Origin of the sequence: Shewanella sp. SM73 (assembly GCF_025653795.1) — a bacterium.
GTDB lineage: Bacteria > Pseudomonadota > Gammaproteobacteria > Enterobacterales > Shewanellaceae > Shewanella > Shewanella oncorhynchi.
The window spans coordinates 592,758-613,881 of record NZ_JAKKRY010000001.1 but is presented as its reverse complement, the minus strand read 5'-3'; the positions used below and the strand labels follow the sequence as shown (position 1 = coordinate 613,881).

At 45.7% G+C, this 21,124-nt stretch carries 17 protein-coding genes and 3 tRNA genes; 9 read left to right on the top strand and 11 right to left on the bottom strand.

Features of this window, described 5'->3' with window-relative positions:
* Window positions 1-30: 30 nt before the first annotated feature.
* From L5M51_RS02710 to zwf, 4 genes are read right to left on the bottom strand one after another with little or no spacing between them, the layout of a single operon-like run.
* Window positions 31-672, bottom strand: a complete 642-nt coding sequence (locus L5M51_RS02710) for a bifunctional 4-hydroxy-2-oxoglutarate aldolase/2-dehydro-3-deoxy-phosphogluconate aldolase (RefSeq protein ID WP_028759995.1) — start codon at window positions 670-672, stop codon at window positions 31-33.
* Window positions 673-692: 20 nt separating this feature from the next.
* On the bottom strand, window positions 693-2,519 hold the full coding sequence (gene edd, locus L5M51_RS02705; protein ID WP_028759996.1) for a phosphogluconate dehydratase: 1,827 nt from the start codon (window positions 2,517-2,519) through the stop codon (window positions 693-695).
* A gap of 24 nt (window positions 2,520-2,543) precedes the next feature.
* On the bottom strand, window positions 2,544-3,242 hold the full coding sequence (gene pgl, locus L5M51_RS02700; RefSeq protein WP_263145701.1) for a 6-phosphogluconolactonase: 699 nt from the start codon (window positions 3,240-3,242) through the stop codon (window positions 2,544-2,546).
* Window positions 3,243-3,251: 9 nt separating this feature from the next.
* Window positions 3,252-4,724 (bottom strand): glucose-6-phosphate dehydrogenase, encoded by a 1,473-nt coding sequence (gene zwf, locus L5M51_RS02695; RefSeq protein WP_028759998.1) that lies wholly within the window; start codon window positions 4,722-4,724, stop codon window positions 3,252-3,254.
* A gap of 312 nt (window positions 4,725-5,036) precedes the next feature.
* Here zwf and L5M51_RS02690 point away from each other — a divergent pair, with 312 nt between their 5' ends.
* A complete protein-coding gene (locus L5M51_RS02690; RefSeq protein ID WP_006081563.1) occupies window positions 5,037-5,891 on the top strand; it encodes a MurR/RpiR family transcriptional regulator in 855 nt (284 codons plus the stop codon).
* Between the two features lie 187 nt (window positions 5,892-6,078).
* Window positions 6,079-7,518: a pyruvate kinase gene (gene pyk, locus L5M51_RS02685; RefSeq protein WP_105252459.1), complete on the top strand. Its 1,440-nt coding sequence runs from the start codon at window positions 6,079-6,081 to the stop codon at window positions 7,516-7,518.
* A 230-nt stretch (window positions 7,519-7,748) separates the two neighbouring features.
* On the opposite strand, the gene L5M51_RS02680 is transcribed toward pyk, so the two are convergent.
* Window positions 7,749-10,028 carry an acyl-CoA dehydrogenase gene (locus L5M51_RS02680; protein WP_263145706.1) on the bottom strand — a complete coding sequence of 760 codons (2,280 nt, stop codon included), beginning with the start codon at window positions 10,026-10,028 and terminating at the stop codon, window positions 7,749-7,751.
* A 16-nt stretch (window positions 10,029-10,044) separates the two neighbouring features.
* Window positions 10,045-10,683, bottom strand: coding sequence for a TetR/AcrR family transcriptional regulator (locus L5M51_RS02675; RefSeq protein WP_028760001.1), 639 nt, complete (start codon window positions 10,681-10,683; stop codon window positions 10,045-10,047).
* A gap of 220 nt (window positions 10,684-10,903) precedes the next feature.
* Between L5M51_RS02675 and L5M51_RS02670 the strand changes: the two genes are divergently transcribed.
* Window positions 10,904-12,766, top strand: a complete 1,863-nt coding sequence (locus tag L5M51_RS02670; protein ID WP_263171507.1) for a M2 family metallopeptidase — start codon at window positions 10,904-10,906, stop codon at window positions 12,764-12,766.
* 84 nt (window positions 12,767-12,850) lie between these two features.
* On the opposite strand, the gene smrA is transcribed toward L5M51_RS02670, so the two are convergent.
* Entirely contained in the window at window positions 12,851-13,441 is a 591-nt protein-coding gene (gene smrA / locus L5M51_RS02665; protein WP_263145713.1) for a DNA endonuclease SmrA, read from the bottom strand.
* A gap of 118 nt (window positions 13,442-13,559) precedes the next feature.
* Here smrA and L5M51_RS02660 point away from each other — a divergent pair, with 118 nt between their 5' ends.
* On the top strand, window positions 13,560-14,135 hold the full coding sequence (locus L5M51_RS02660; RefSeq protein ID WP_028760004.1) for a DUF4440 domain-containing protein: 576 nt from the start codon (window positions 13,560-13,562) through the stop codon (window positions 14,133-14,135).
* Window positions 14,136-14,239: 104 nt separating this feature from the next.
* Window positions 14,240-14,758 (top strand): YchJ family protein, encoded by a 519-nt coding sequence (locus tag L5M51_RS02655; RefSeq protein ID WP_263171504.1) that lies wholly within the window; start codon window positions 14,240-14,242, stop codon window positions 14,756-14,758.
* Window positions 14,759-14,908: 150 nt separating this feature from the next.
* Here L5M51_RS02655 and L5M51_RS02650 read toward each other — a convergent pair whose 3' ends face one another.
* From L5M51_RS02650 to L5M51_RS02640, 3 genes are all read right to left on the bottom strand, one after another.
* Window positions 14,909-17,092, bottom strand: a complete 2,184-nt coding sequence (locus L5M51_RS02650) for a putative bifunctional diguanylate cyclase/phosphodiesterase (RefSeq protein WP_263171499.1) — start codon at window positions 17,090-17,092, stop codon at window positions 14,909-14,911.
* Between the two features lie 245 nt (window positions 17,093-17,337).
* Entirely contained in the window at window positions 17,338-17,625 is a 288-nt protein-coding gene (locus tag L5M51_RS02645; protein WP_219233569.1) for a DUF406 family protein, read from the bottom strand.
* A 208-nt stretch (window positions 17,626-17,833) separates the two neighbouring features.
* Window positions 17,834-18,322, bottom strand: coding sequence for a VC2046/SO_2500 family protein (locus L5M51_RS02640; RefSeq protein WP_263171496.1), 489 nt, complete (start codon window positions 18,320-18,322; stop codon window positions 17,834-17,836).
* 125 nt (window positions 18,323-18,447) lie between these two features.
* Here L5M51_RS02640 and L5M51_RS02635 point away from each other — a divergent pair.
* The 4 genes from L5M51_RS02635 (at window position 18,448) to L5M51_RS02620 (ending at window position 20,292) form a co-directional block, all read left to right on the top strand.
* Window positions 18,448-18,532, top strand: a tRNA-Tyr gene (locus L5M51_RS02635).
* Between the two features lie 71 nt (window positions 18,533-18,603).
* A tRNA-Tyr gene (locus L5M51_RS02630) sits at window positions 18,604-18,688 on the top strand.
* 142 nt (window positions 18,689-18,830) lie between these two features.
* Window positions 18,831-18,915: transfer RNA gene (locus tag L5M51_RS02625), tRNA-Tyr, on the top strand.
* Window positions 18,916-19,146: 231 nt separating this feature from the next.
* Entirely contained in the window at window positions 19,147-20,292 is a 1,146-nt protein-coding gene (locus L5M51_RS02620; RefSeq protein ID WP_263171494.1) for a PLP-dependent cysteine synthase family protein, read from the top strand.
* A gap of 98 nt (window positions 20,293-20,390) precedes the next feature.
* Here the strand turns inward: L5M51_RS02620 and queE are convergent, their stop codons facing one another.
* Entirely contained in the window at window positions 20,391-21,059 is a 669-nt protein-coding gene (queE, locus tag L5M51_RS02615; protein WP_168825223.1) for a 7-carboxy-7-deazaguanine synthase QueE, read from the bottom strand.
* Between the last annotated feature and the right edge of the window lie 65 nt (window positions 21,060-21,124).

Here is a 21,124-nt window from a genome sequence, read left to right as displayed (position 1 = left end):
TTTTTATTTTGTCACTATTTCAAACTCGATTTATAAAGCGCCAATGGCATCTTTACAAAGTTGAGTGATACGATCCCAATCGCCGTGTTCCATTGCATCCGTTGGCGCAATCCAACTACCACCAATACAATCGACGTTTTTCAGCGCTAAATAATCTTTATAGCTACTTGGCGTAATGCCACCTGTTGGGCAGAAGCGAATATCCGCTAGCGGACCCGAGAAGGCTTTAAGAGCATCAACACCACCCGAAGCTTCAGCTGGGAAGAATTTAAAGTGGGTGTAACCGAGCGCCATCCCCGTCATCACTTCTGAAATGCTCGCAACCCCTGGAATTAAAGGGATTGGACCATGCATACCCGCTTTGAGCAGTTCAACCGTTGCACCTGGGGTAATAATAAACTGCGCACCCGCGGCAATCGCAAGATCAAGCTGAGCTTCGTTTAAAATAGTACCCGCGCCCACTAAGGCCTCTGGCACTTCTTTGGCGATTTTAGTGATAGCTTCGAGTGCACAAGGAGTACGCAAAGTCACTTCTAATACGCTAATGCCGCCGGCAACCAGTGCTCGCGCTAATGGCACCGCATGTTCAATCTTGTTAATCACCATAACAGGAACAATAGGGCTGCGTTTAAAAATATCTTGTGGCTGTAGTGACCAGTTATTCTCAAGCATTGCGTTATTCTTCCTTTGTATTAATAAAGTTCATCGATGGCATTAGTACAACGCGCACCAGTTTCTGGACTACTTAGATTTGAACGTAGCGCACTAAATAACTCGCGGCCCATGCCATAACGTGAGCGATGTAAATCCACAATTCCCGCGGCTCTGGTGGCAAGTTCAGCTTCAGAGACCAGCAGGCTCAGTTCGCCAGTTAACGCATCGACACGGATCAAGTCGCCATCTTGGACTTTGGCAATTAAACCGCCATCTAAGGCTTCTGGCGTTAAATGAATGGCCGCAGGGACTTTACCCGACGCGCCAGACATACGACCGTCGGTCAGCAGCGCGACTTTAAAGCCTTTGTCCTGAAGCGTTCCCAATAATGGGGTTAACTTGTGCAGTTCTGGCATACCATTGGCTTTCGGGCCTTGACCTTTAACCACCACAACACAATCTCTATCCAGAGCACCGGCTTGGAACAAGGCATCGAGTTTGTTTTGATCGTCAATCACCACAGCGGGCGCTTCAACGACACGATGTTGTTCTTGTACTGCTGACACTTTGATCACAGCGCGGCCTAAGTTACCTTTGAGTAATTTCAAGCCACCGTTGCCTTGGAAAGGTGATGCGACTGACGTTAACACTTCAGTATCTAAGCTAGTCGTTGGACCATCGACCCAGCGCAGTTCACCGTCGAGCAACCTTGGCTCTTGGGTATAACGGCGTAAACCAAAGCCCGCAACGGTATTCACATCTTCATGCAATAAACCCGCATCGAGCAATTCTTTGATTAAGTACGCCATGCCACCGGCTGCATGGAAATGATTAATATCGGCATGACCGTTTGGATACACGCGCGCCACTAATGGTACAGCATCGGATAATTCAGAAAAATCATCCCAGTTCACAATAATACCGGCAGCACGAGCCGCGGCGACAATGTGCATCGTCAAGTTAGTAGAACCACCAGTAGCCAAAAGTGCCACTATGCCGTTAACCACAGATTTTTCGCTGACCACTTCACCGATTGGGGTATATTGAGTCCCCATTTCGGTTAAACGACACACTTGCTTAGCTGCCATCTTATTTAATGCTTCGCGCAGTGGATCATCAGGATTCACAAATGACGAGCCAGGTAACTGCAGGCCCATCACTTCAAGCATCAACTGATTCGAGTTTGCCGTGCCGTAGAAAGTACAGGTTCCCGCACTGTGGTAAGACTGGGCTTCAGCTTCTAACAGTTGCGCGCGATCCACTTTACCTTGGGCAAATTGCTGACGAATACGGGCTTTTTCTTTGTTCGGGATACCTGATTTCATCGGCCCAGCAGGCACGAATAACATAGGCAAGTGACCAAAGCTTAAGGCGCCGATAAGCAAACCTGGAACGATTTTATCGCAAATGCCGAGCAGTAAAGCGCCATCAAACATGTTGTGAGACAAGCCCACAGCCGTTGCCATCGCAATCACTTCACGACTCAGTAAGCTCAATTCCATACCGGGTTGACCTTGAGTCACACCGTCACACATGGCCGGAACACCGCCCGCCACTTGTGCAACACTGCCGACTTCCTGACAGGCTTTTTTAAGCAATTCAGGATAGCTTTCATAGGGTTGGTGCGCAGATAACATATCGTTAAATGCCGTCACTATGCCGATGTTCGCTTTATTCAATTGACGCAATGCATTTTTGTCGTCTGGATTACAGGCGGCAAAACCATGGGCTAAGTTGCCACAGCTCAATGAGCTACGGTGTACACCATGGTTACGGGCATCATTCAATGCGGCGAGATAACCTTCACGTGACGCTTTACTACGGGCAATAATTCTGTCGGTAACAGCTTGAACTACTGAGTGTATTTCTACTGAGTGCATAGTGACTCCTTAAGCGCTCCAGAACACATCAACGGGCGTTTTACGCTGCGCTAATACGGCTCTGATAGGCATAGCATGGACATCATCACTTTCTAACGCTTGACGATATACGGATAATTTCTGTTCCCCGACCAAGTGCAGATAAATTTGTCTGCTGTTCAGAATCGCACTCTTAGAGAGCGTAATTCTACCATGGGGCGCTGTGGTGGGGTTCGTCGCCACACACAGGGCTTGGGTTGTGAGCGCATGTTCAAGCTCAGCACTGCAGGGAAACCAAGAGCAGGTATGACCATCGTTACCCATGCCTAACACCACCACATCAAAAGGACGTGGGAAGTTAGACAAGGACTCGGCGGCCATATCGGCGCCCGCTTCTGCGGTCGAAAACATGTTTTTTAAACCGCGGAATTTGGCATTCGCCGCACGGTTTTGTAATAAATGTTCACGCACGAGACGCTCATTAGAAGCATCGGCGTCGGCTTCAACCCAGCGCTCATCGGCAAGCGTGATATAAACATCACTCCAATCGATGGATTTCATGCTCAATAGTTGAAATAACTTAAGCGGCGTCGAACCACCGGAAACCACTAAGCTGGCTTTTCCGCGGGCATCGACGGCTTCCTGCAACTGGCTCGCAATTCTATTCGCAAGCTGTTGTTCTAACGCACTTGGCGTATCGAAAGATTTGAATACGGTTTCTTTAATCATCAAAGTCTCCTACTCGTCCCACGAACGGCCATCTTTGGTAATCAAAGCAACTGACGCAACTGGACCCCAAGTACCCGCAGGATAAGGTTTTGGTTTTTCGTTGCTTTGTTCCCACGATTGGATAATGCCATCCACCCAAGTCCATGCCTGCTCGACTTCGTCGCGGCGCACGAACAGCGCTTGATTACCGAGCATAGCTTCGAGTAATAGACGCTCATAGGCATCGGCGATACGTTCATTTTTAAAGGTATCGGAGAAGCTCAAATCGAGTTTAGTGGTTTGTAGACGTTGTTTTTGCTCCAAACCTGGCACTTTGTTCATCATCTGGATTTCAACCCCTTCATGGGGCTGCAAACGGATTGTCAGCTTGTTCGGTGGCAGATTACGGTAGCTTGAGCGATACAAGTTATGCGGTGGGTTTTTGAAATACACCACAATTTCAGAGCTCTTAAACGGCATACGTTTACCGCTACGTAAATAGAAAGGCACGCCCGCCCAACGCCAGTTGTCGATATCCACACGAATAGCCACGAAGGTTTCTGTGTGTGATTGAAGGTTGGCGCCTTCTTCTTCTAAATAACCCGGTACTGGGCTGCCCTTTAAGAAGCCAGCACTGTACTGACCGCGTACGGTATTTTCATACACATTGTCAGAATTAATCGGACGCAGTGATTTGAGCACTTTGACTTTTTCATCACGGATGCTGTCAGCGTCTAAGTTGACCGGTGGATCCATAGCAACGAGCGTTAACACTTGCAGCAAATGGTTCTGGATCATGTCACGCATTTGACCCGCTTTGTCGAAGTAACCCCAACGGCCTTCGATGCCCACTTCTTCTGCGACTGTGATCTGGACGTGGTCAATCGTACGGTTGTCCCACTTAGAGGCAAATAAAGAGTTCGCAAAACGCAGGGCAATCAAGTTCTGTACGGTTTCTTTACCTAAGTAATGGTCGATACGGTAAACCTGACGTTCTTTGAAGTAAGCGGAAACTTGGTCATTGATAACGCGAGAAGAGTCTAAATCTGAGCCGATGGGCTTTTCGAGCACCACGCGTGAATCTGGGTGGATAAGATCTTGTTCATGCAAACAACGGCAAATGTCGCCGAATATTGCAGGTGGCGTAGCAAAGTAACTGACCATAACGCGCTCTTCTGGTTTGAGCAGATCATGGAAGGCACTGTAGCCCGCTGAATCGGTAAAGTTAGTGCCTATATAGTGGCAGCGGGACAGGAAACGTTGGAGAGTCTCTTCGCACAAAGGCTCTTTCACGAAGGTGTTTAATGCAAGCGTGACTAATTCGATAAACTCATCTTGAGTAAACTCGTCTTTCGCGACACCGATCACTTTCGTATCTTTATCGAGAAGTTCAGCTTTATCTAGCTGGTATAAAGAAGGTAACAACTTGCGTCGTGCCAAATCGCCTTTAGTACCAAAGAGTACGAAGTCACAAGCTTTGGCGCCTGATGTTGTTTTGCCCATTGCGTTACGATCTCCTTTGTATGTCGTGTCCCTTCATGTCGATGAAGAAATCCACACTTTTGTTGTAATATAACAACAGAATTTGTTAAATGCATCTATTTTTATAAATATTAACATTCTTGCTAACTAGTCACTTGCTGCATAAATCTGATATGCTTTTTGTGCTTAAATTACTGAAGGTAGTAAAGTCTTATTTCAAAATTGTACTGAAAAGTTACTACATAGAGTCTATTAGTGGGCCGCCAGTCTTGATCTGCTCCCACGAAATAAAAATAAATAAAATTACATTCTCAATTTAGCGGACATACGCGTATGAATACCCTAGAAAAGGTTCAAAAAAGCCTCACCCATTTTAGTAAATCAGAACGCAAAGTTGCAGAGGTGATCTTAGCATCACCACAGACAGCTATACATTCTAGCATCGCCACACTGGCTAAGATGGCAGATGTCAGTGAACCTACTGTGAATCGTTTCTGCCGCCGCTTAGATACTAAAGGTTTCCCTGATTTTAAGTTACATCTAGCACAAAGTCTTGCGAACGGTACACCTTATGTGAGCCGCCACGTTGAAGAAGATGATTCGACTGAGTCTTACACGACAAAAATATTCGAATCTTCAATGGCTTCGCTCGATACCGCACGTCAAAGCCTAGACATTTCAGCCATTAATAAAGCCGTTGATATTCTCACTCAAGCTAAGACTATTTCCTTTTTTGGCCTAGGCGCATCCGCTTCAGTTGCCCATGACGCGCAAAATAAATTCTTCCGCTTTAATGTCCCTGTCATCTGTTTTGACGATGTTCTAATGCAACGCATGAGCTGTATTAACAGTAATGAGGGCGATGTGGTGGTATTGATTTCCCACACTGGCCGCACTAAGTCATTGATTGAAATAGCGCGTTTAGCGAGAGAAAATGGTGCAGCTGTGATTGGTATTACCGCCCGCAACTCGCCTTTGTCAATGGAATGTACACTGCCCGTGACAATGGAAGTGCCAGAAGATACAGACATGTATTTACCTATGGCCTCGCGTTTAGCCCAATTAGTCACTATAGATGTATTGGCAACGGGTTTTACCTTACGTAGAGGCCCACGTTTCCGCGATAATTTGAAACGAGTGAAAGAAGTGTTAAAAGAGTCTCGCATCAATAAAGATCCGATACTGTAACTCACTTCCTTTTCTAAAAATGGCTAGTGTTGATCCTTAACCTAGCCATTTATCGTGCAAATATCAGCGATACCTCACAATTTTCATACATAACTTTAGATCAATTTGATTGTAACTTTACTACAAAATTTGGAATTGCATGGTAATATAGTCCCAAGATTTTTTTTAACTTTAACGGAGTATCCTTATGTTCCGCAGAACCAAAATCGTCACCACTCTAGGTCCCGCTACCGATCGTGATGATAACCTACGCCGCATCATCGCGGCAGGTGCAAACGTTGTACGTCTTAATTTCTCCCACGGTTCCCCCGAAGATCATCTAAAACGAGCAACTCAAGCGCGCGAAATCGCTAAAGAGTTAGGCGTTCATGTGGCCATTCTTGGTGACTTACAAGGCCCTAAAATCCGCGTTTCTACTTTCAAAGACAATAAGAAAGTACAACTCGTATTAGGTCAAGCCTATGTACTTGATGCCGAGTTAGCCAAAGGTGAAGGCGACGAGACCCAAGTGGGTATCGATTACAAGCAATTGCCAGACGATGTGACTGTTGGCGATATCCTGATGTTAGATGATGGCCGTGTTCAATTACGCGTTGAGCGTGTTGAAGGCCGTAAAGTGCATACCACAGTGACTGTGGCAGGCCCTTTATCTAACAACAAAGGTATTAACAAACAAGGCGGCGGACTTTCTGCTGCTGCGCTGACCGAAAAAGACAAGGCTGACATTCTCACTGCAGCAATGATCCAAGTGGATTATTTAGCCGTGTCTTTCCCGCGCAGTGGTGCTGACTTGGACTATGCACGCGATCTTGCCCGTCAAGCCGGTTGTAATGCGTTGATCGTTGCTAAAGTTGAACGTGCTGAAGCGGTTGCGACCGATGCCGCTATGGATGATGTTATCTTAGCGTCTGACGTTGTTATGGTTGCCCGTGGTGACTTAGGTGTTGAAATTGGTGATGCTGCACTCGTTGCAGTACAAAAGAAGTTAATCGCCCGTTCACGCCAACTGAATAAAGTCGTCATCACTGCCACCCAGATGATGGAATCGATGATTTCAAGCCCAATGCCAACCCGCGCCGAAGTGATGGACGTGGCGAACGCTGTGCTTGATGGTACCGATGCTGTGATGTTATCTGCTGAAACTGCTGCCGGTGACTTCCCAGAAGAAACCGTTAAGGCAATGGCAAACGTGTGTGTTGGCGCTGAATCTCACCCAAGTGTGATTGTGTCTAAGCATAGATTAGATGTGCGTTTCACTTCAGTTGAAGAGACCATTGCGCTATCAACTATGTATGCAGCAAACCACCTAGAAGGCGTTAAGGCGATTATCGCTCTGACTGAATCGGGTGCAACACCACAGTTAATGTCTCGTATCAGTTCTTCACTGCCAATCTTAGGTTTATCACGTCACGCAACAACCTTAGCCAAAATGGCCTTGTACCGCGGCGTGTTGCCAATCTACTTCGATTCAACGATCCACCCAGCCGATGAGCTAGCGCAAAAAGCGTTAGAAGCATTAACAGCGGCTGGTTATTTGAATAGCGGTGATATGGTATTAATGACCAAAGGCGATGCAATGGAAACCATCGGCGGCACTAACACCTGTAAAGTGTTGATCGTAGCTTAAGTTGCTTAAGCTTCTTCTAACAACTCAAGCTCGTTAGAAAACAGCCAATAAAAAACCACCTCATGAAGGTGGTTTTTTTATATTGACTGTTTTCTGTAAGTGCAGATTTCTGTTGGTGAAAATTTGTTGGTCTCTCATTTCAGAGGTAAATCCAAACGGCCCAAGCGGCTTAGCTATCGAACTTAACACCGCTTAGACCAAACTGCGCTAACATCAAACACTAATAATCACTATAACGCTTCGAAATCATTCACATTAATTGCCGCTAAGCGCAGCTTATCAGCATGCTGTAACTTTTGTTCTTCGTCGGCAGTGATAACGCCAGTCTCGAGTGCTTTTGCAAACAAGACTTGATTCGGCACTTTTGCTGGCAACTCACCGGCACGCTGCGCTTTCTTCAGTTTTTTATAGATATCTTTACAGGCATATTGCGCGATAAATGCTTGCTCAACTTCAGCAATACCGCCCTTATCCCCTTCAAATTCAGGACATAAGAAAGTAATACGTTCGCGAGCAGGGCCAGGCTTCAACATGCCGCTAACTAAATCGGTCGCCATTTTGTCGCTCGGTGCAGTGAAGTGATTACCCAGCGGGAAGATTAAGCCACGCAGTAACCATGCCACAGGACGGCTTGGAAAGTTACGAATCGTGTCTTCCAACGCTTTCGCCGCCAAGTGCAAACGATTGGCCATTACATAACGTACCGCAGGCAAATCGTCCTGTTGACGGCCATTATCTTCAAACAACTTCAAGGTTGCTGAGCCTAAATATAACTGGCTGAGCACATCACCCATACGTGCTGAGAGCATTTCTTTGCGTTTTAAATCGCCGCCCATGATCAGCATTGATAAATCTGTCATTAAGGCTAATGCAGACGAAATACGCGACATATCTTTATAGTACTGCTTAGTTTCACCGCTCACTGGCGCACTACCAAAACGGCTACCGCTTAACGCGCTAAACAAAGCACTGAAAGCATTACGCGTGGCATAACCCATGTGACCCATTAATAACGCATCAAAACGCTCTAAGGCTTCATGTTGGTTTTCCATCGCTGCGGCTTCCATTTCGGCAAGTACGTAAGGATGGCAGCGAGTCGCACCTTGACCAAAAATCATCAATGAGCGGGTTAGAATATTCGCGCCTTCCACAGTGATCGAAATTGGATTCGACATATAAGGGTGGCCTAAATAGTTTTTAGGTCCTAATTGAATGCCCTTACCCGATTGAATATCCATGGCATCGTTCATCACAGAACGGCCTAATTCAGTCATGTGGTACTTAGCTATTGCAGTCACGACCGAAGGTTTGACTTTAAGATCGATACCCGTGGTTGTTAAACGGCGTGCGGCTTCTAACTGATAAGTGTTGGCAATAATACGCGCCAGCGCTTCTTGCACCCCTTCAAACTGACCAATTGCCATTCCAAACTGGTGACGCACATAGCTGTAAGCCGTTGTCGTCTTAGTCGCCATATGACCAGAAGCCGTTGCCAATGCTGGCAATGAAATACCGCGGCCCGCTGACAAACACTCAACCAGCATACGCCAGCCTTTACCGGCAAACTCAGGGCCACCGATAATCCAATCGAGCGGAATAAACACTTCTTTACCTTGAGTAGTACCGTTCATAAACGCCATGCCCAGCGGATTATGACGACGACCAATCACCACACCAGGATGATCCGTTGGGATCAACGCACAGGTAATGCCTAAGTTTTTCTTATCGCCAAGCAGACCTTCAGGATCGCGCATTTGGAACGCTAAACCCAGAACTGTTGCTACAGGCGCCAGCGTGATATAACGCTTATCCCAGGTGAGTTTTAGCCCGAGCATTTCTTCGCCATTGAAGGTATCACGGCACACAATACCCACATCTGGGATAGCGCCGGCATCACTGCCCGCTTCTGGACCAGTTAATGCAAAACAAGGAATTTCATCGCCTTTAGCTAAAGCAGGTAACCAACGTTCTTTCTGCTCGCTCGTACCATAGTGGGTCAGCAACTCACCTGGGCCTAAAGAGTTCGGCACCATCACAGTAACAGCGGCGCTTACGCTACGGCTGGCTAATTTGCTGACAATGGTCGAGTTTGCATAGGCAGAGAAAGCTTTACCACCAAATTTCTTCGGAATGATCAGTGCGAAGAAACCTTCTTTCTTAAAGTATTCCCACAGCTCTGGCGGTAAATCCTTGCGGTTATGCACTATGTCGAAATCATCGATCATCGTCAGTGCTGTCATCACTTGATTATCAATAAAGTCTTTTTCTTCTGCAGTTAGCGTGGGTTTGCCATAGCTATGCAAGGTATTCCAGTTAGGATTTCCGCGAAATAACTCCCCTTCCCACCAGACATCACCCGCTTCCATCGCTTCACGCTCGGTATCGGAAAGTGGCGGCAAGACCTTCTTGAAAAAACTAAAAACTGGGCGGGTAATAAACTGCATCCGGATATTTTTCACCGCAAACAACACGACAATGGCTATCAGGGCAAGAATTATAATCGTCAACATTATCAAGACCTTTTAATTAAGAAGAAACGGGGACTGATACGCCAGCCGCCATGTAGGGGATCACTTTACGGATCACGGCTTCGATGTCGTTATGCTCACCAAACTCAGCAGCAGCAATGTCATTTAGGGCATCAGCGGACGCCATAGTGAACACGATAGTGCCTAAGGTAAAGTGTAAGCGCCAAAACATTTCAGCGGGTGGAATATGTGGTGCACTGGCCGACACGGCTTTAACAAAAGCATCGAGATGCTGGCCGTAATGGGTAGTAATAAACCAACGTAAATGCCCTTGGCTTTCGATATAGCCACGGCCTAAAAGCTGCAGGAAGATCGTGGTGCCTTCGGTACGTAGCGCGTTTAAATCCAATAAAGGATCGACCAAAGAAGACAGGATCTCTTCGAGTGTTGCTTGTGCTGGAGCGGCATTTAAACGATGAATTTGGCTTGAAGCGGCAGGCATAAACACGTCTAAATAGCGGGCTAACACTGCACGGATCAGCTCTTTTTTAGAACCAAAGTGATAATTGACCGATGCTAAATTCACCTCAGCTTTGCTGGTAATGAGTCGCAAGGAGGTCTCAGAAAAGCCCCGTTCGGCGAACAGTTTTTCTGCGGCATCAAGTATTCTAGTTTTTGTATCGGATCGACTTGCCATTCCGTGACCTTGAATTAATTTAAAACACTCGTTTAAATTAAACATTGGCACCACGGATGTCAAACTAAAATTGGACAAATTCACCGCTTTCTAGTCTGTGATACAAGCGGTATGTCGTACATGTCCGAATAAGTGTTAAAAACAAGTCAATTAACCCTTGTGCAATAACTTTGTGGTTTAGGTAAACTGTGTAACACAAAAACAACAAGGACAACTAGACATGGTTATTTCATTGAATCGTCGCAGTAAAATCGCCCTCACAGTGGCACTCGCGCTGGGATTAACGGCCTGTAATGATGCACAAAGTAAAACAGACAAGACAGCTACTGCAGCAGCTGTCATCAATATCGCCCCAGATAAAGCACAAGCCATTGCTTTTATTAACGATGCTGAAGCCAAGATGGCCGAATTATCGATTGAATCTAATCGCGCCGAGTGGATTTACAGCAACTTTATTACTGATGATACCGCGGCCCTGTCTGCCGCAGTCGGCGAAAAGGTCAGTGCCGCGTCGGTAAAATTTGCAACCGAGGCGGCTAAGTACGCCAATGTAGAACTCGATCCCATTAATGCCCGCAAGCTCAATATCCTGCGCAGTGCGTTAGTGTTACCCGCGCCGCTCGATCCTGCGAAGAACACCGAGCTGGCGCAAATTAGTTCAGAATTAAATGGCTTATACGGCAAAGGAAAATACTGTTTTGCCGACGGCAAATGTATGACCCAGCCTGAGCTATCGAGCTTAATGGCCGAATCACGAGATCCCGTAAAATTACTGGAAGCGTGGAAAGGCTGGCGTGAAATAGCTAAACCCATGCGCCCCTTGTTTCAACGCGAAGTTGAACTGGCCAATGAAGGCGCAAAGGATCTCGGTTATGCCAACCTGTCTGAGCTATGGCGCAGTCAATATGATATGAAACCCGATGATTTTTCACAGGAACTCGATCGTCTTTGGGGCCAAGTAAAACCCCTTTATGAATCTTTGCACTGTTATGTGCGCGGTGAACTCAATAAAGAATACGGCGATAGCGTCGCACCGACCACTGGCCCCATCTCTGCACACTTACTTGGCAACATGTGGGCCCAGCAATGGGGCAATGTGTATGATCTCGTCGCCCCTGACAATGCCGATCCGGGTTACGATGTCACTGAGTTATTGGCAAAGAAAGGCTATGACGAGCATAAAATGGTGAAACAAGCCGAAGGCTTCTTCACATCATTAGGGTTCGCACCATTGCCAGAAAGTTTTTGGGCGCGTTCTCTATTCGTACAACCAAAGGACCGTGATGTGGTTTGTCACGCTTCGGCGTGGGATCTCGATAATCTCGACGATATCCGCATTAAAATGTGTATCCAAAAAACTGCCGAAGATTTTAGCGTTATCCACCACGAACTTGGGCATAACTTCTATCAACGCGCTTATAAGCAACAACCCTTCCTATTTAAAAACAGCGCTAACGACGGTTTCCATGAAGCAATTGGTGACACGATTGCACTGTCGATCACGCCAAGCTATTTAAAGCAAATCGGCTTATTAGAAGAAGTACCTGATACATCTAAGGATATCGGCCTTTTACTAAAACAAGCCTTAGACAAAATTGCTTTCTTGCCCTTTGGCCTGATGATAGATCAGTGGCGCTGGAAAGTGTTTAGCGGCGAAATCACGCCTGCCCAATATAACCAAGCTTGGTGGGATCTGAGGGAAAAATACCAAGGCGTCAAAGCACCGACTGAACGTAGTGAAGCAGATTTTGATCCGGGTGCTAAATACCATGTACCAGGCAATGTACCCTACACCCGTTACTTCCTAGCGCATATTTTGCAATTCCAATTCCATCAAGCGCTGTGTGAAACTGCAGGCGATAAAGGTCCGGTACACAGATGCAGTATTTATGGTAATCAAGCCGCGGGAGAGAAACTCAATAAGATGCTCGAGTTAGGCTTAAGTAAACCTTGGCCAGAAGCATTGAAAGAAGTCACCGGCAAAGAAACGATGGATGCAAAAGCGGTGCTCGATTACTTCGCCCCACTTAAAACATGGTTAGATGAGCAAAATACCACCGCAAACCGCCAGTGTGGTTGGTAAGGGTTCATAAAATCATCACCCAATAACATAAAACAAAATGCCCAATAAAATTGGGCATTTTTATTCAATACTTATCTGTTTAATCTAACGCCATCCCATTCCTTTACGATTGGCTTCACGGTTTTCAAGCTTAAGCTGTTCTGACTTAGTTAACATCACATAAAGTGCCCCAGCACCGCCCTGCTCGGTTTTCGCCGAATGATAGGCAAGCACCATGTCGAGTTGTGATAACCAATAGCACACAGCGGATTTGAGCAATCCCGCAAAGGGTTGACTCTGATAGCCTTTACCGTGGATCAACATGACACAGCGTTCACCATGTGCCTGCGCTGCCAGTATATAGTTAAGGACGGCATCACGAGCTTGGTTTAACCGATAAGCATGCACATCAAGCTCCATCTTGATGCTGTATTGCCCCATTCGGAGTCGTTTAAAAACGCCGCCTTGTACCCCCTCACGCTTAAAGCTCACAATGTCATCTGGCGCTTGCTGTGGAAACGCTTTTAAATCCAGTGGCATACACGCTAGGAAGGCTTCCCGTTGTAAAGCATCGCGTCTGTGTATTTGCTCAGCCGTCAACGCTTTCGGTGCTAAATTTACCACTGGCATATCGCCTTTTAGTGGCACGACTCCAGCCATTTCCTCAAAAAACAGTGCTGATTCATCATCCAGCATGGCAAGCTCCTTTACTTCACACTCTTGTACAGAAACACACTTTGTAAACATTCAAGGCTTTAGTTCAGCGGGCGCCTCCATTATAGTGACGCCATGATTGCCAGATTAGAATAAAGTAATGAAATTTTTGCCGCTAGTCCTGATGTGCTTATTGTCACTACCAAGCTTAGCCAATCCAGCTAAAACTCATACAAAATCCACTGATGATCAATTGATCAACGCTAATTACCCTTTGTTTATTAGCGCTTTTAATCAATTGTCTCCTGAGGTGACCCGTGAGATTTACGCTGATGACGCTAGCTACTTATCTGAGAGTCAAAGTAAAGAAATTTACTATGGACGAGACAATATTGTCGCCATTTACAAGAAGTTTTTCGATAAAATCCGCGCCAAAAAAGCCACTATCGACGTGGATTTTCGCATTACTAAACGCAAAATTATCGGTAATGGTGCCATAGATACAGGCTATTATTTGGTTCGATTTTACCCAGCACAAGAAACTGGCGAACCTGTGAGTGAATTTGCGGGCAAATTTGCTATTGGTACAGAAAAAGTCTCATCCACTCAATGGAAAGTGAGCTTAGATACCAATAACCGCGCAGAACCTAGCTATTATCTGAATGCGAAACCAGTGCCTAACTTGTATTATGGTCGCCAATTTCCGCCTTTACCTGCGGGTAAAAAATTACCCTAATGTTAATGCCGATTACGTTTAAATGGGCTGTCTAACATCTAACGCATTTAGATAGAAATCGAATAAATTTAAACAAATACAATTAAATTAAAGATTTAGCTAACATGACTACAACTAAGCAAACCTGTCCCTGTGGCAGTGGGCTAAGCTATCAAGATTGCTGTGGTCCACTGCATACGCATGTAGACTCTGGGCAAGTGATTGCCCGTACACCTGAACAACTTATGCGCTCACGCTACTGCGCATTTGTATTGAAAAATTTTGATTACATTTTAAAAACACATCACCCTGACCATCTAAATGGCCTTACTCTCACGAGCCTCAAGGCTGGTCCTCACCCACATTGGTTAGGATTAGATGTACAGAGCAGCACTGAAACACCAATCCACAATGCTCAAGCGGCGATAGCTGAACAACGACATGGCACAGTTACTTTTAAAGCTTGGTATAAGCTCGATGGTGAAATTGATGCTATCTATGAGCGATCCGAATTTATCTACCAAGCAAGTCGCTGGTATTACAGCCAAGGCCAGCAAATGACGGCTAAATTACCCGGTAGAAATGATCTCTGTATTTGCCATAGTGGCAAAAAATTCAAACAATGCTGCTTAAAATCTCGATAGGTATACAGTGCTGAACTGCACTGGAGAATTACGGTGAAGGTTTATAGTGCTGATTGAACAAGCACAGAGATCAACAATAAAGGCAACCTAGATTACAAACCTAGGTTGCCTTTATTTTATCGTGAGCAGCGCATTTGAAATAATTGTGACTTAGTGGGTTATGACTGAAGCGCTTTTCGCCGACAAGATAAATTGTGCAAACTCAGGCTCCCGTAATGCAGGGCTATAGAGATAACCCTGTGCCTGATGGCAAAAACTTTTCGCTAAAAACGCTTCTTGCTCAAGGGTTTCAACCCCTTCTGCCGTTAAAGATATATTTAATGCATTCGCCATGGCGATAATGGCTGACACAATTTCACGACTTTCACGGCTGACGGTAAGATCTGAAATAAACGAACGATCAATCTTAAGTTTACTGATCGGAAACTGCTTCAAATAACGCATAGAGCAGTAACCCGTCCCAAAATCGTCAATCGCGAGCCCTACGCCTAATTCCGCTAATTCTTGACATAACAAGGTCGCATGGCGAATATCACCCATCAATTCAGTCTCAGTGATCTCTAAGATTAAAGTCTTAGGTTTCAAGCGATAACGCGTCAACAACTGCCACACTTGCTCGAATAAATTACCACTGAAGAACTGGCGGGCCGACACATTCACATGCATTGTCATATCTGCATTATGATGCTGCCATAGGTTTAACTGTCGACATGCGGCCTCTAAAACCCAACTGCCGATAGAATTAATCATCCCCGACTGCTCAGCAATATCAATAAAGGAAGCTGGAAATAACACGCCTCTTTTAGGGTGGTGCCAACGGATTAAGGCTTCGGCGCCAATATAGGTATTCTGCTCAAGATCCCTCAGTGGCTGATAATAAAGCTCAAACTGACGGCCACGGATCGCACTGTGTAAATCACGTTCTATCTGCGCATCCTCTTTAAATGCGCTCAATAACGTGCTGTTAAATACTTGGATTGCAGTGCCTTTTTTCTTTTTAGCATACTGCACTGCAATATCGGCACAGGTTAATGGGGCAAACAAACTCGCCACAGAGGCAATATCAACCACAGCTAAAGCAGGCTTTGGTTCGACTTGCTCGCGGCCGATTAAAATAGGCATGGCAAGATGTTGATACAGGCGCGTACTAAAATAATCGAGATCGTAAACCGCATTATCATCGATCAACAGCACTGCAAATTCATCGCTGCCGACGCGAGCAATTTCAGTGGCCTTATTAATCTCAGAAAAATGTTTCAAACGGCGGGCAATTTCTATCAACAAGCTATCGCCATTTTCATGGCCATAGGTATCGTTAAAACGCTTAAATCCCACTAAATCAACTAATAACAACAGTCCCTTCGTGGTACGTTCAAGCACTCGATTAAAATGAGTACGGTTATGGAGTCCCGTTAATCCACAACGCCAAGCAAGCCGTTCAAGCTCTGACTTATAGTTATGCTCGTCGGTATTTTCTTCACACGAGACCAAGGCATAATGATTGCCGCGATCGGTAATGAACTGACTCAGCACGTATGTCAGCCAATAACGACTACCATCGGCACGACTAAACTGCACTTCGCCTTTGGCAATTTCCCCCCTAAAGATTTGCGCTAGGGTTTGCTCGGCTAATTGGGCATGCTGCTTGAAAAAAGCCAACTCACGAATATTCGCGCCGATAATCTGCTCACGGGGTATGCCGGTGATTTCACTGTGCGCCTGATTCACATACTCGACTTTTTCAGTATGCAGATTAATTAACATACTGATTTGTCGCGATTGTTCAGTGGCACAGCGAAATAAACTCAAGCTTTCTTCTTTATCGTAGCTGTGCTTTGTCGCTAAGGTCAGGGCTAATTGGTCGGCCATCTGGCACGCGAGGTGAATTTCACTGTCATGCCAGTGGGGAGTCAATTGTGCCCGCTCAATGCAGAGCACACCTTCGAGATGACCATTGATGCGAATGGCGATGTCAAGACTCGAGTTGATTTGCCGCGGGATAAAATAGCACTCAGCCAATTCACTTAAACGTGGATCGGTCAGGGCATTGCCTGCATCGATATGGCGCAGAGTTTTGAGCTCGTGTACATACCGGGGACAATCTTGTAATAACTTAGGTCTATGAATGTCTTGCAACATCATAGAACCAAATTGTGCGACGAGTGATTGGGTTTGTTGATCAGATGAAAAAGTCCACACTGATACCAAAGAAACCGCTAAATTCTGGCACAACAACTCTGTGGTTAACTCTGCCGTCTTTGTGAAATCGCCCTGCTGTTTTGCAGTTGACTGTACCAAAGACTCCAATAAATGCTGATGCTGACGTCGCTTCACGCTGGTTCCCTACAAAACTTCGTGTTGGGCTAAAGGTCTTTGCTGTTAGCAAACTTACCTTGAAATTTAGAATTAAGCTGATTGAATTATTCTTATTTGGAGGCAGATTACACTAACTGTTGCAAGCACAGCAACATGTGGCACAATTTATTACAATTTGGCTAACAATAGCAGCATTTTTAGGCAATTAGCGCGATTTCTGTGACATCTATGACCGACTAAAAACTAAAGTGCTGCTCTAAAAATTACAGGCCGTTTTCCAATTGAAAAATCATTTTTTCCGCGCTGACATTGAAGGTCAGCAGTAAGTCGACGCCTTCAGCTTTAGTCACAAATTCAGTTTGCACTTCAGCAAATCGAGTTTGAGCGCGTGTTGCCATGCTTTCGGCATCCGCTTGAGCGCTATCGCCAACAAAATTTAACGTCAATAACGTATCGTGTTCATCAATAACGGCGCCGATATCGACAAAGCTGCCGCAATCGGTGCAAGTGTCATTCACTGTCGGGCTCTGTGCTTCTATTATGCCTTTCATCTGTATTCCTTAATGTATAGAGCGACTGATTAACGGCATCACTAAAATATGCTCGTTAAATTTTTAACGCGGTAAATTTTAACTCGATAGGTTAATACGAATTATAGGTAATTAAGCTTCAAGATAACTGGCTTTAGCTCACGCTTATTTATCGAAATGGATCAAATTGACCCTATGGGTATTGAAGATCACTTGCGGGAAGACTGCCTTAGGCTGAAGCGAGCAAAGGCACAAGATTACGTTGGATTGCCAATTGATCAGCAAAGTGCATGATCTCGACTTTGGGTGCGGTTAATTGGCCCCTTTGCCTCAGCTGAGTCACATGATCACAGTTACTTAACGCTTCTGCCATTGCGACTGACTCGCCGCCACGGATGACTAAGGCCTCCGGTCGCAATGCTTGTTGTAATTGAAACGCACGTGGACCTTGAGCCATAAAAATACTGCTGTTATCAACCACTGGCTCAGCAGACGATAAATCCGCCATTAAACTTTGCTGTGGTGGCAATTCAAATTGGCGTTGTAACTTTTGCGCCATATCGAGTTCATTTTGCCATTGGAATTGCGCCATGTCCCGAGCGTCAACCGACAGTAACGACAGCAACAGGGCGAATTCGCCCCGTCTGTCGTTTTCTATCGCCGCGTTTAAGCGGGTGCCAATTTGGACTTCGTTGACTAAAGGAACATCAATTTGCATAAAAAAACATCGTCAAAACAATTCGTTGTTAGTTAATCGACCATTTGATACATAACTTTAGGAATATTTTTAAATTGGGTATTTACATGGAAAAGGTTTCTGACTACTATGGCGGCCGCAATTGAGGAGGGGTTCCCGAGTGGCCAAAGGGATCAGACTGTAAATCTGACGGCTCAGCCTTCGAAGGTTCGAATCCTTCTCCCTCCACCATTTGCACTGCAAGTTTTATCGTGTTGTTCGAAAATGATGTAGAGTTTTACAAAAGCGTTAAAGGTATTCGTGGAGGGGTTCCCGAGTGGCCAAAGGGATCAGACTGTAAATCTGACGGCTCAGCCTTCGAAGGTTCGAATCCTTCTCCCTCCACCATCTTTATCTCTAACGCAGATAATCATTTTCAAACACTAAACATGGCCAATGTTTAGTTTTGTCTTGATAAACAAGTCTGTTATTGATGATGTTTTGAAAGACAATTTTAAAAGTCAGTTGTAAAGCTAAAAAGAAAGTTTGTGGAGGGGTTCCCGAGTGGCCAAAGGGATCAGACTGTAAATCTGACGGCTCAGCCTTCGAAGGTTCGAATCCTTCTCCCTCCACCATTTCTTTCACTCTCGCATATCCTTCTTGTTCCACTTCCGCTTAGTCTGTTCCAACTTAATCTGACTGTTCCAGCTTAATCTAATTAAATTCTTGGCATTTCTATATTAAGTAAACCTCTTGGTGAGCGACATTTGTTTTTGATTTCAATTACGTCGTGCTCTACTTTAAGCGAATGACTTCAAGCTCATCCAATAAAACCGCTTTGCCCGTCCCTGTGATATGCTCTGAAAATGATCTCTTTCGATGTGACTACTATGATTTCTAACACGATTCAACCACCAGTGGATTCTCACAGCGCTCACAGACTCTGCCCAACATGGGAAGCCCACGCGATAGGCAAGATTGAAGCGGATTTTCAGCGCAGCGCCGATACCCACTTGATTAAGCTTGAATTACCTATGCTCGATGGCATAGATATTTATCTTAAAGATGAAAGTACCCACCCGACAGGGAGTTTGAAGCATCGCCTCGCCCGCTCACTCTTCCTCTATGCCCTGTGTAACGGCTGGATTAAGCAAGGCACGCCAATTATCGAATCCTCATCGGGCAGTACGGCGATTTCTGAAGCCTACTTTGCCCGCTTACTCGGTTTACCTTTTATTGCCGTAATGCCCAAAAGCACGGCTAAAAAGAAGATTGAGCAGATCACTTTCTATGGCGGTCAATGTCATTTTGTCGATCATTCCAGTGAGATTTACGCAGAATCGGCGCGCCTTGCCGCAGAGCTTGGCGGCCATTATATGGATCAATTCACCTACGCCGAGCGTGCAACCGACTGGCGCGGTAATAACAACATAGCCAACTCTATCTTCAATCAGATGGAGCGCGAGCCACACACGATCCCGCGCTGGATAGTGATGAGCCCAGGCACTGGCGGCACATCGGCGACCATAGGCCGCTACATTCGCTATCAGAGGTTGGCAACACAACTTTGCGTGGTCGACCCGCAAAACTCCGTTTTTTTTGATTTCTATCAGAGCGGCGATGCCAGCTTAACCTGTTGCAATGGCAGTAAGATTGAAGGCATAGGTCGACCGAGAGTCGAGCCATCGTTTATTCCTGGAGTTGTCGATACTATGCTGCAAATTCCCGACGCCGCATCTGTGTCGACAATTCATTGGTTAGAACAATTAATTGGCCGTAAAACCGGCGCATCCACAGGAACCAACCTGTACGGTGCATTACAACTGGCTGTACAAATGCAAGCGCGTGGAGAGCAAGGCTCAATAGTAACCCTCATTTGTGACTCGGGTGAGCGTTACCTTGATACTTATTACGATACAGATTGGATTACAGCTAACATCGGCGATATTGCGCCCTATCAGCGCCAACTTGCAGCATTTAATCATTTCGGCCAGTTAAGTGAGCTTGATTAAGCAACTGTATTAAGTCGTTAGGTTTAGAATCCACAAAACATCCACCATAAAAAACGCCCCACAACTGTGAGGCGTTTTTTATGCTTTGCAAATTAGCATTAATCAATATTCAAATACTTATGGGTCTGGATCGATAAGCGCCAATTACGGGCGATACACACTTTCATCGCCAGTTCTGTCGCTCTAGGCTTTTGACTAATAGGCTGAAGGCAAATCGTTTTCGCTGAAATATCGATGTCTTGCAGTAATTCATCAAGTTCATCGATGTGATTTTCAGTAGCGATAGGATGCTTAATCTCATTGGCGCGGTTCAGCGCCTGTGCTAATACCTGATAGCCCCCTTTCATGTTCACCTTGGGTGATACTGTCACCCAAGTGTCATCGGCACAGTTGATTTCGAAGGTGCCACTGGTTTCGATTTGAGTCGCAAAGCCTTGGCTGTGCAAGGTCTCGGTTAATTCGCGTAAATCGTACATACAAGGCTCTCCGCCGGTGATCACGATATGCCGCGCAGTAAAACCTTTAGCGTGAAAGGCAGCGATAAGACTTTGCGCCGTATGATCAGCCCAGCGACCAATGGTGCCGTCCACGGTAATCACTTGCTCTGGCGACACCTTATTGGCTTCAAGCACATCCCATGTCTGTTTCGTATCGCACCAAGCACATCCCACAGGACAACCTTGTAGGCGGACAAATATAGCAGGCACTCCGGTAAAAACACCTTCACCTTGAATGGTTTCAAATACTTCGTTGACAGGGTAATTCATACTGACGTTCCACTTTTCTGGGGCGGCATTTATAGTGGATTTTAGCTTGAGCTGCAAGTCTTTGC

What these genes read in the sequence shown, in the direction of transcription:
- L5M51_RS02660 (WP_028760004.1), top strand. Translation starts at nt 13,560, where the DNA reads ATGAAATTTTTGCCGCTAGTCCTGATGTGCTTATTGTCACTACCAAGC.
- L5M51_RS02680 (WP_263145706.1), bottom strand. Translation starts at nt 10,028, where the DNA reads ATGTTGACGATTATAATTCTTGCCCTGATAGCCATTGTCGTGTTGTTT.
- L5M51_RS02710 (WP_028759995.1), bottom strand. Translation starts at nt 672, where the DNA reads ATGCTTGAGAATAACTGGTCACTACAGCCACAAGATATTTTTAAACGC.
- L5M51_RS02690 (WP_006081563.1), top strand. Translation starts at nt 5,037, where the DNA reads ATGAATACCCTAGAAAAGGTTCAAAAAAGCCTCACCCATTTTAGTAAA.
- zwf (WP_028759998.1), bottom strand. Translation starts at nt 4,724, where the DNA reads ATGGGCAAAACAACATCAGGCGCCAAAGCTTGTGACTTCGTACTCTTT.
- L5M51_RS02655 (WP_263171504.1), top strand. Translation starts at nt 14,240, where the DNA reads ATGACTACAACTAAGCAAACCTGTCCCTGTGGCAGTGGGCTAAGCTAT.
- L5M51_RS02675 (WP_028760001.1), bottom strand. Translation starts at nt 10,683, where the DNA reads ATGGCAAGTCGATCCGATACAAAAACTAGAATACTTGATGCCGCAGAA.
- pgl (WP_263145701.1), bottom strand. Translation starts at nt 3,242, where the DNA reads ATGATTAAAGAAACCGTATTCAAATCTTTCGATACGCCAAGTGCGTTA.
- L5M51_RS02620 (WP_263171494.1), top strand. Translation starts at nt 19,147, where the DNA reads ATGATCTCTTTCGATGTGACTACTATGATTTCTAACACGATTCAACCA.
- queE (WP_168825223.1), bottom strand. Translation starts at nt 21,059, where the DNA reads ATGAATTACCCTGTCAACGAAGTATTTGAAACCATTCAAGGTGAAGGT.
- smrA (WP_263145713.1), bottom strand. Translation starts at nt 13,441, where the DNA reads ATGCTGGATGATGAATCAGCACTGTTTTTTGAGGAAATGGCTGGAGTC.
- L5M51_RS02640 (WP_263171496.1), bottom strand. Translation starts at nt 18,322, where the DNA reads ATGCAAATTGATGTTCCTTTAGTCAACGAAGTCCAAATTGGCACCCGC.
- L5M51_RS02670 (WP_263171507.1), top strand. Translation starts at nt 10,904, where the DNA reads ATGGTTATTTCATTGAATCGTCGCAGTAAAATCGCCCTCACAGTGGCA.
- L5M51_RS02645 (WP_219233569.1), bottom strand. Translation starts at nt 17,625, where the DNA reads ATGAAAGGCATAATAGAAGCACAGAGCCCGACAGTGAATGACACTTGC.
- pyk (WP_105252459.1), top strand. Translation starts at nt 6,079, where the DNA reads ATGTTCCGCAGAACCAAAATCGTCACCACTCTAGGTCCCGCTACCGAT.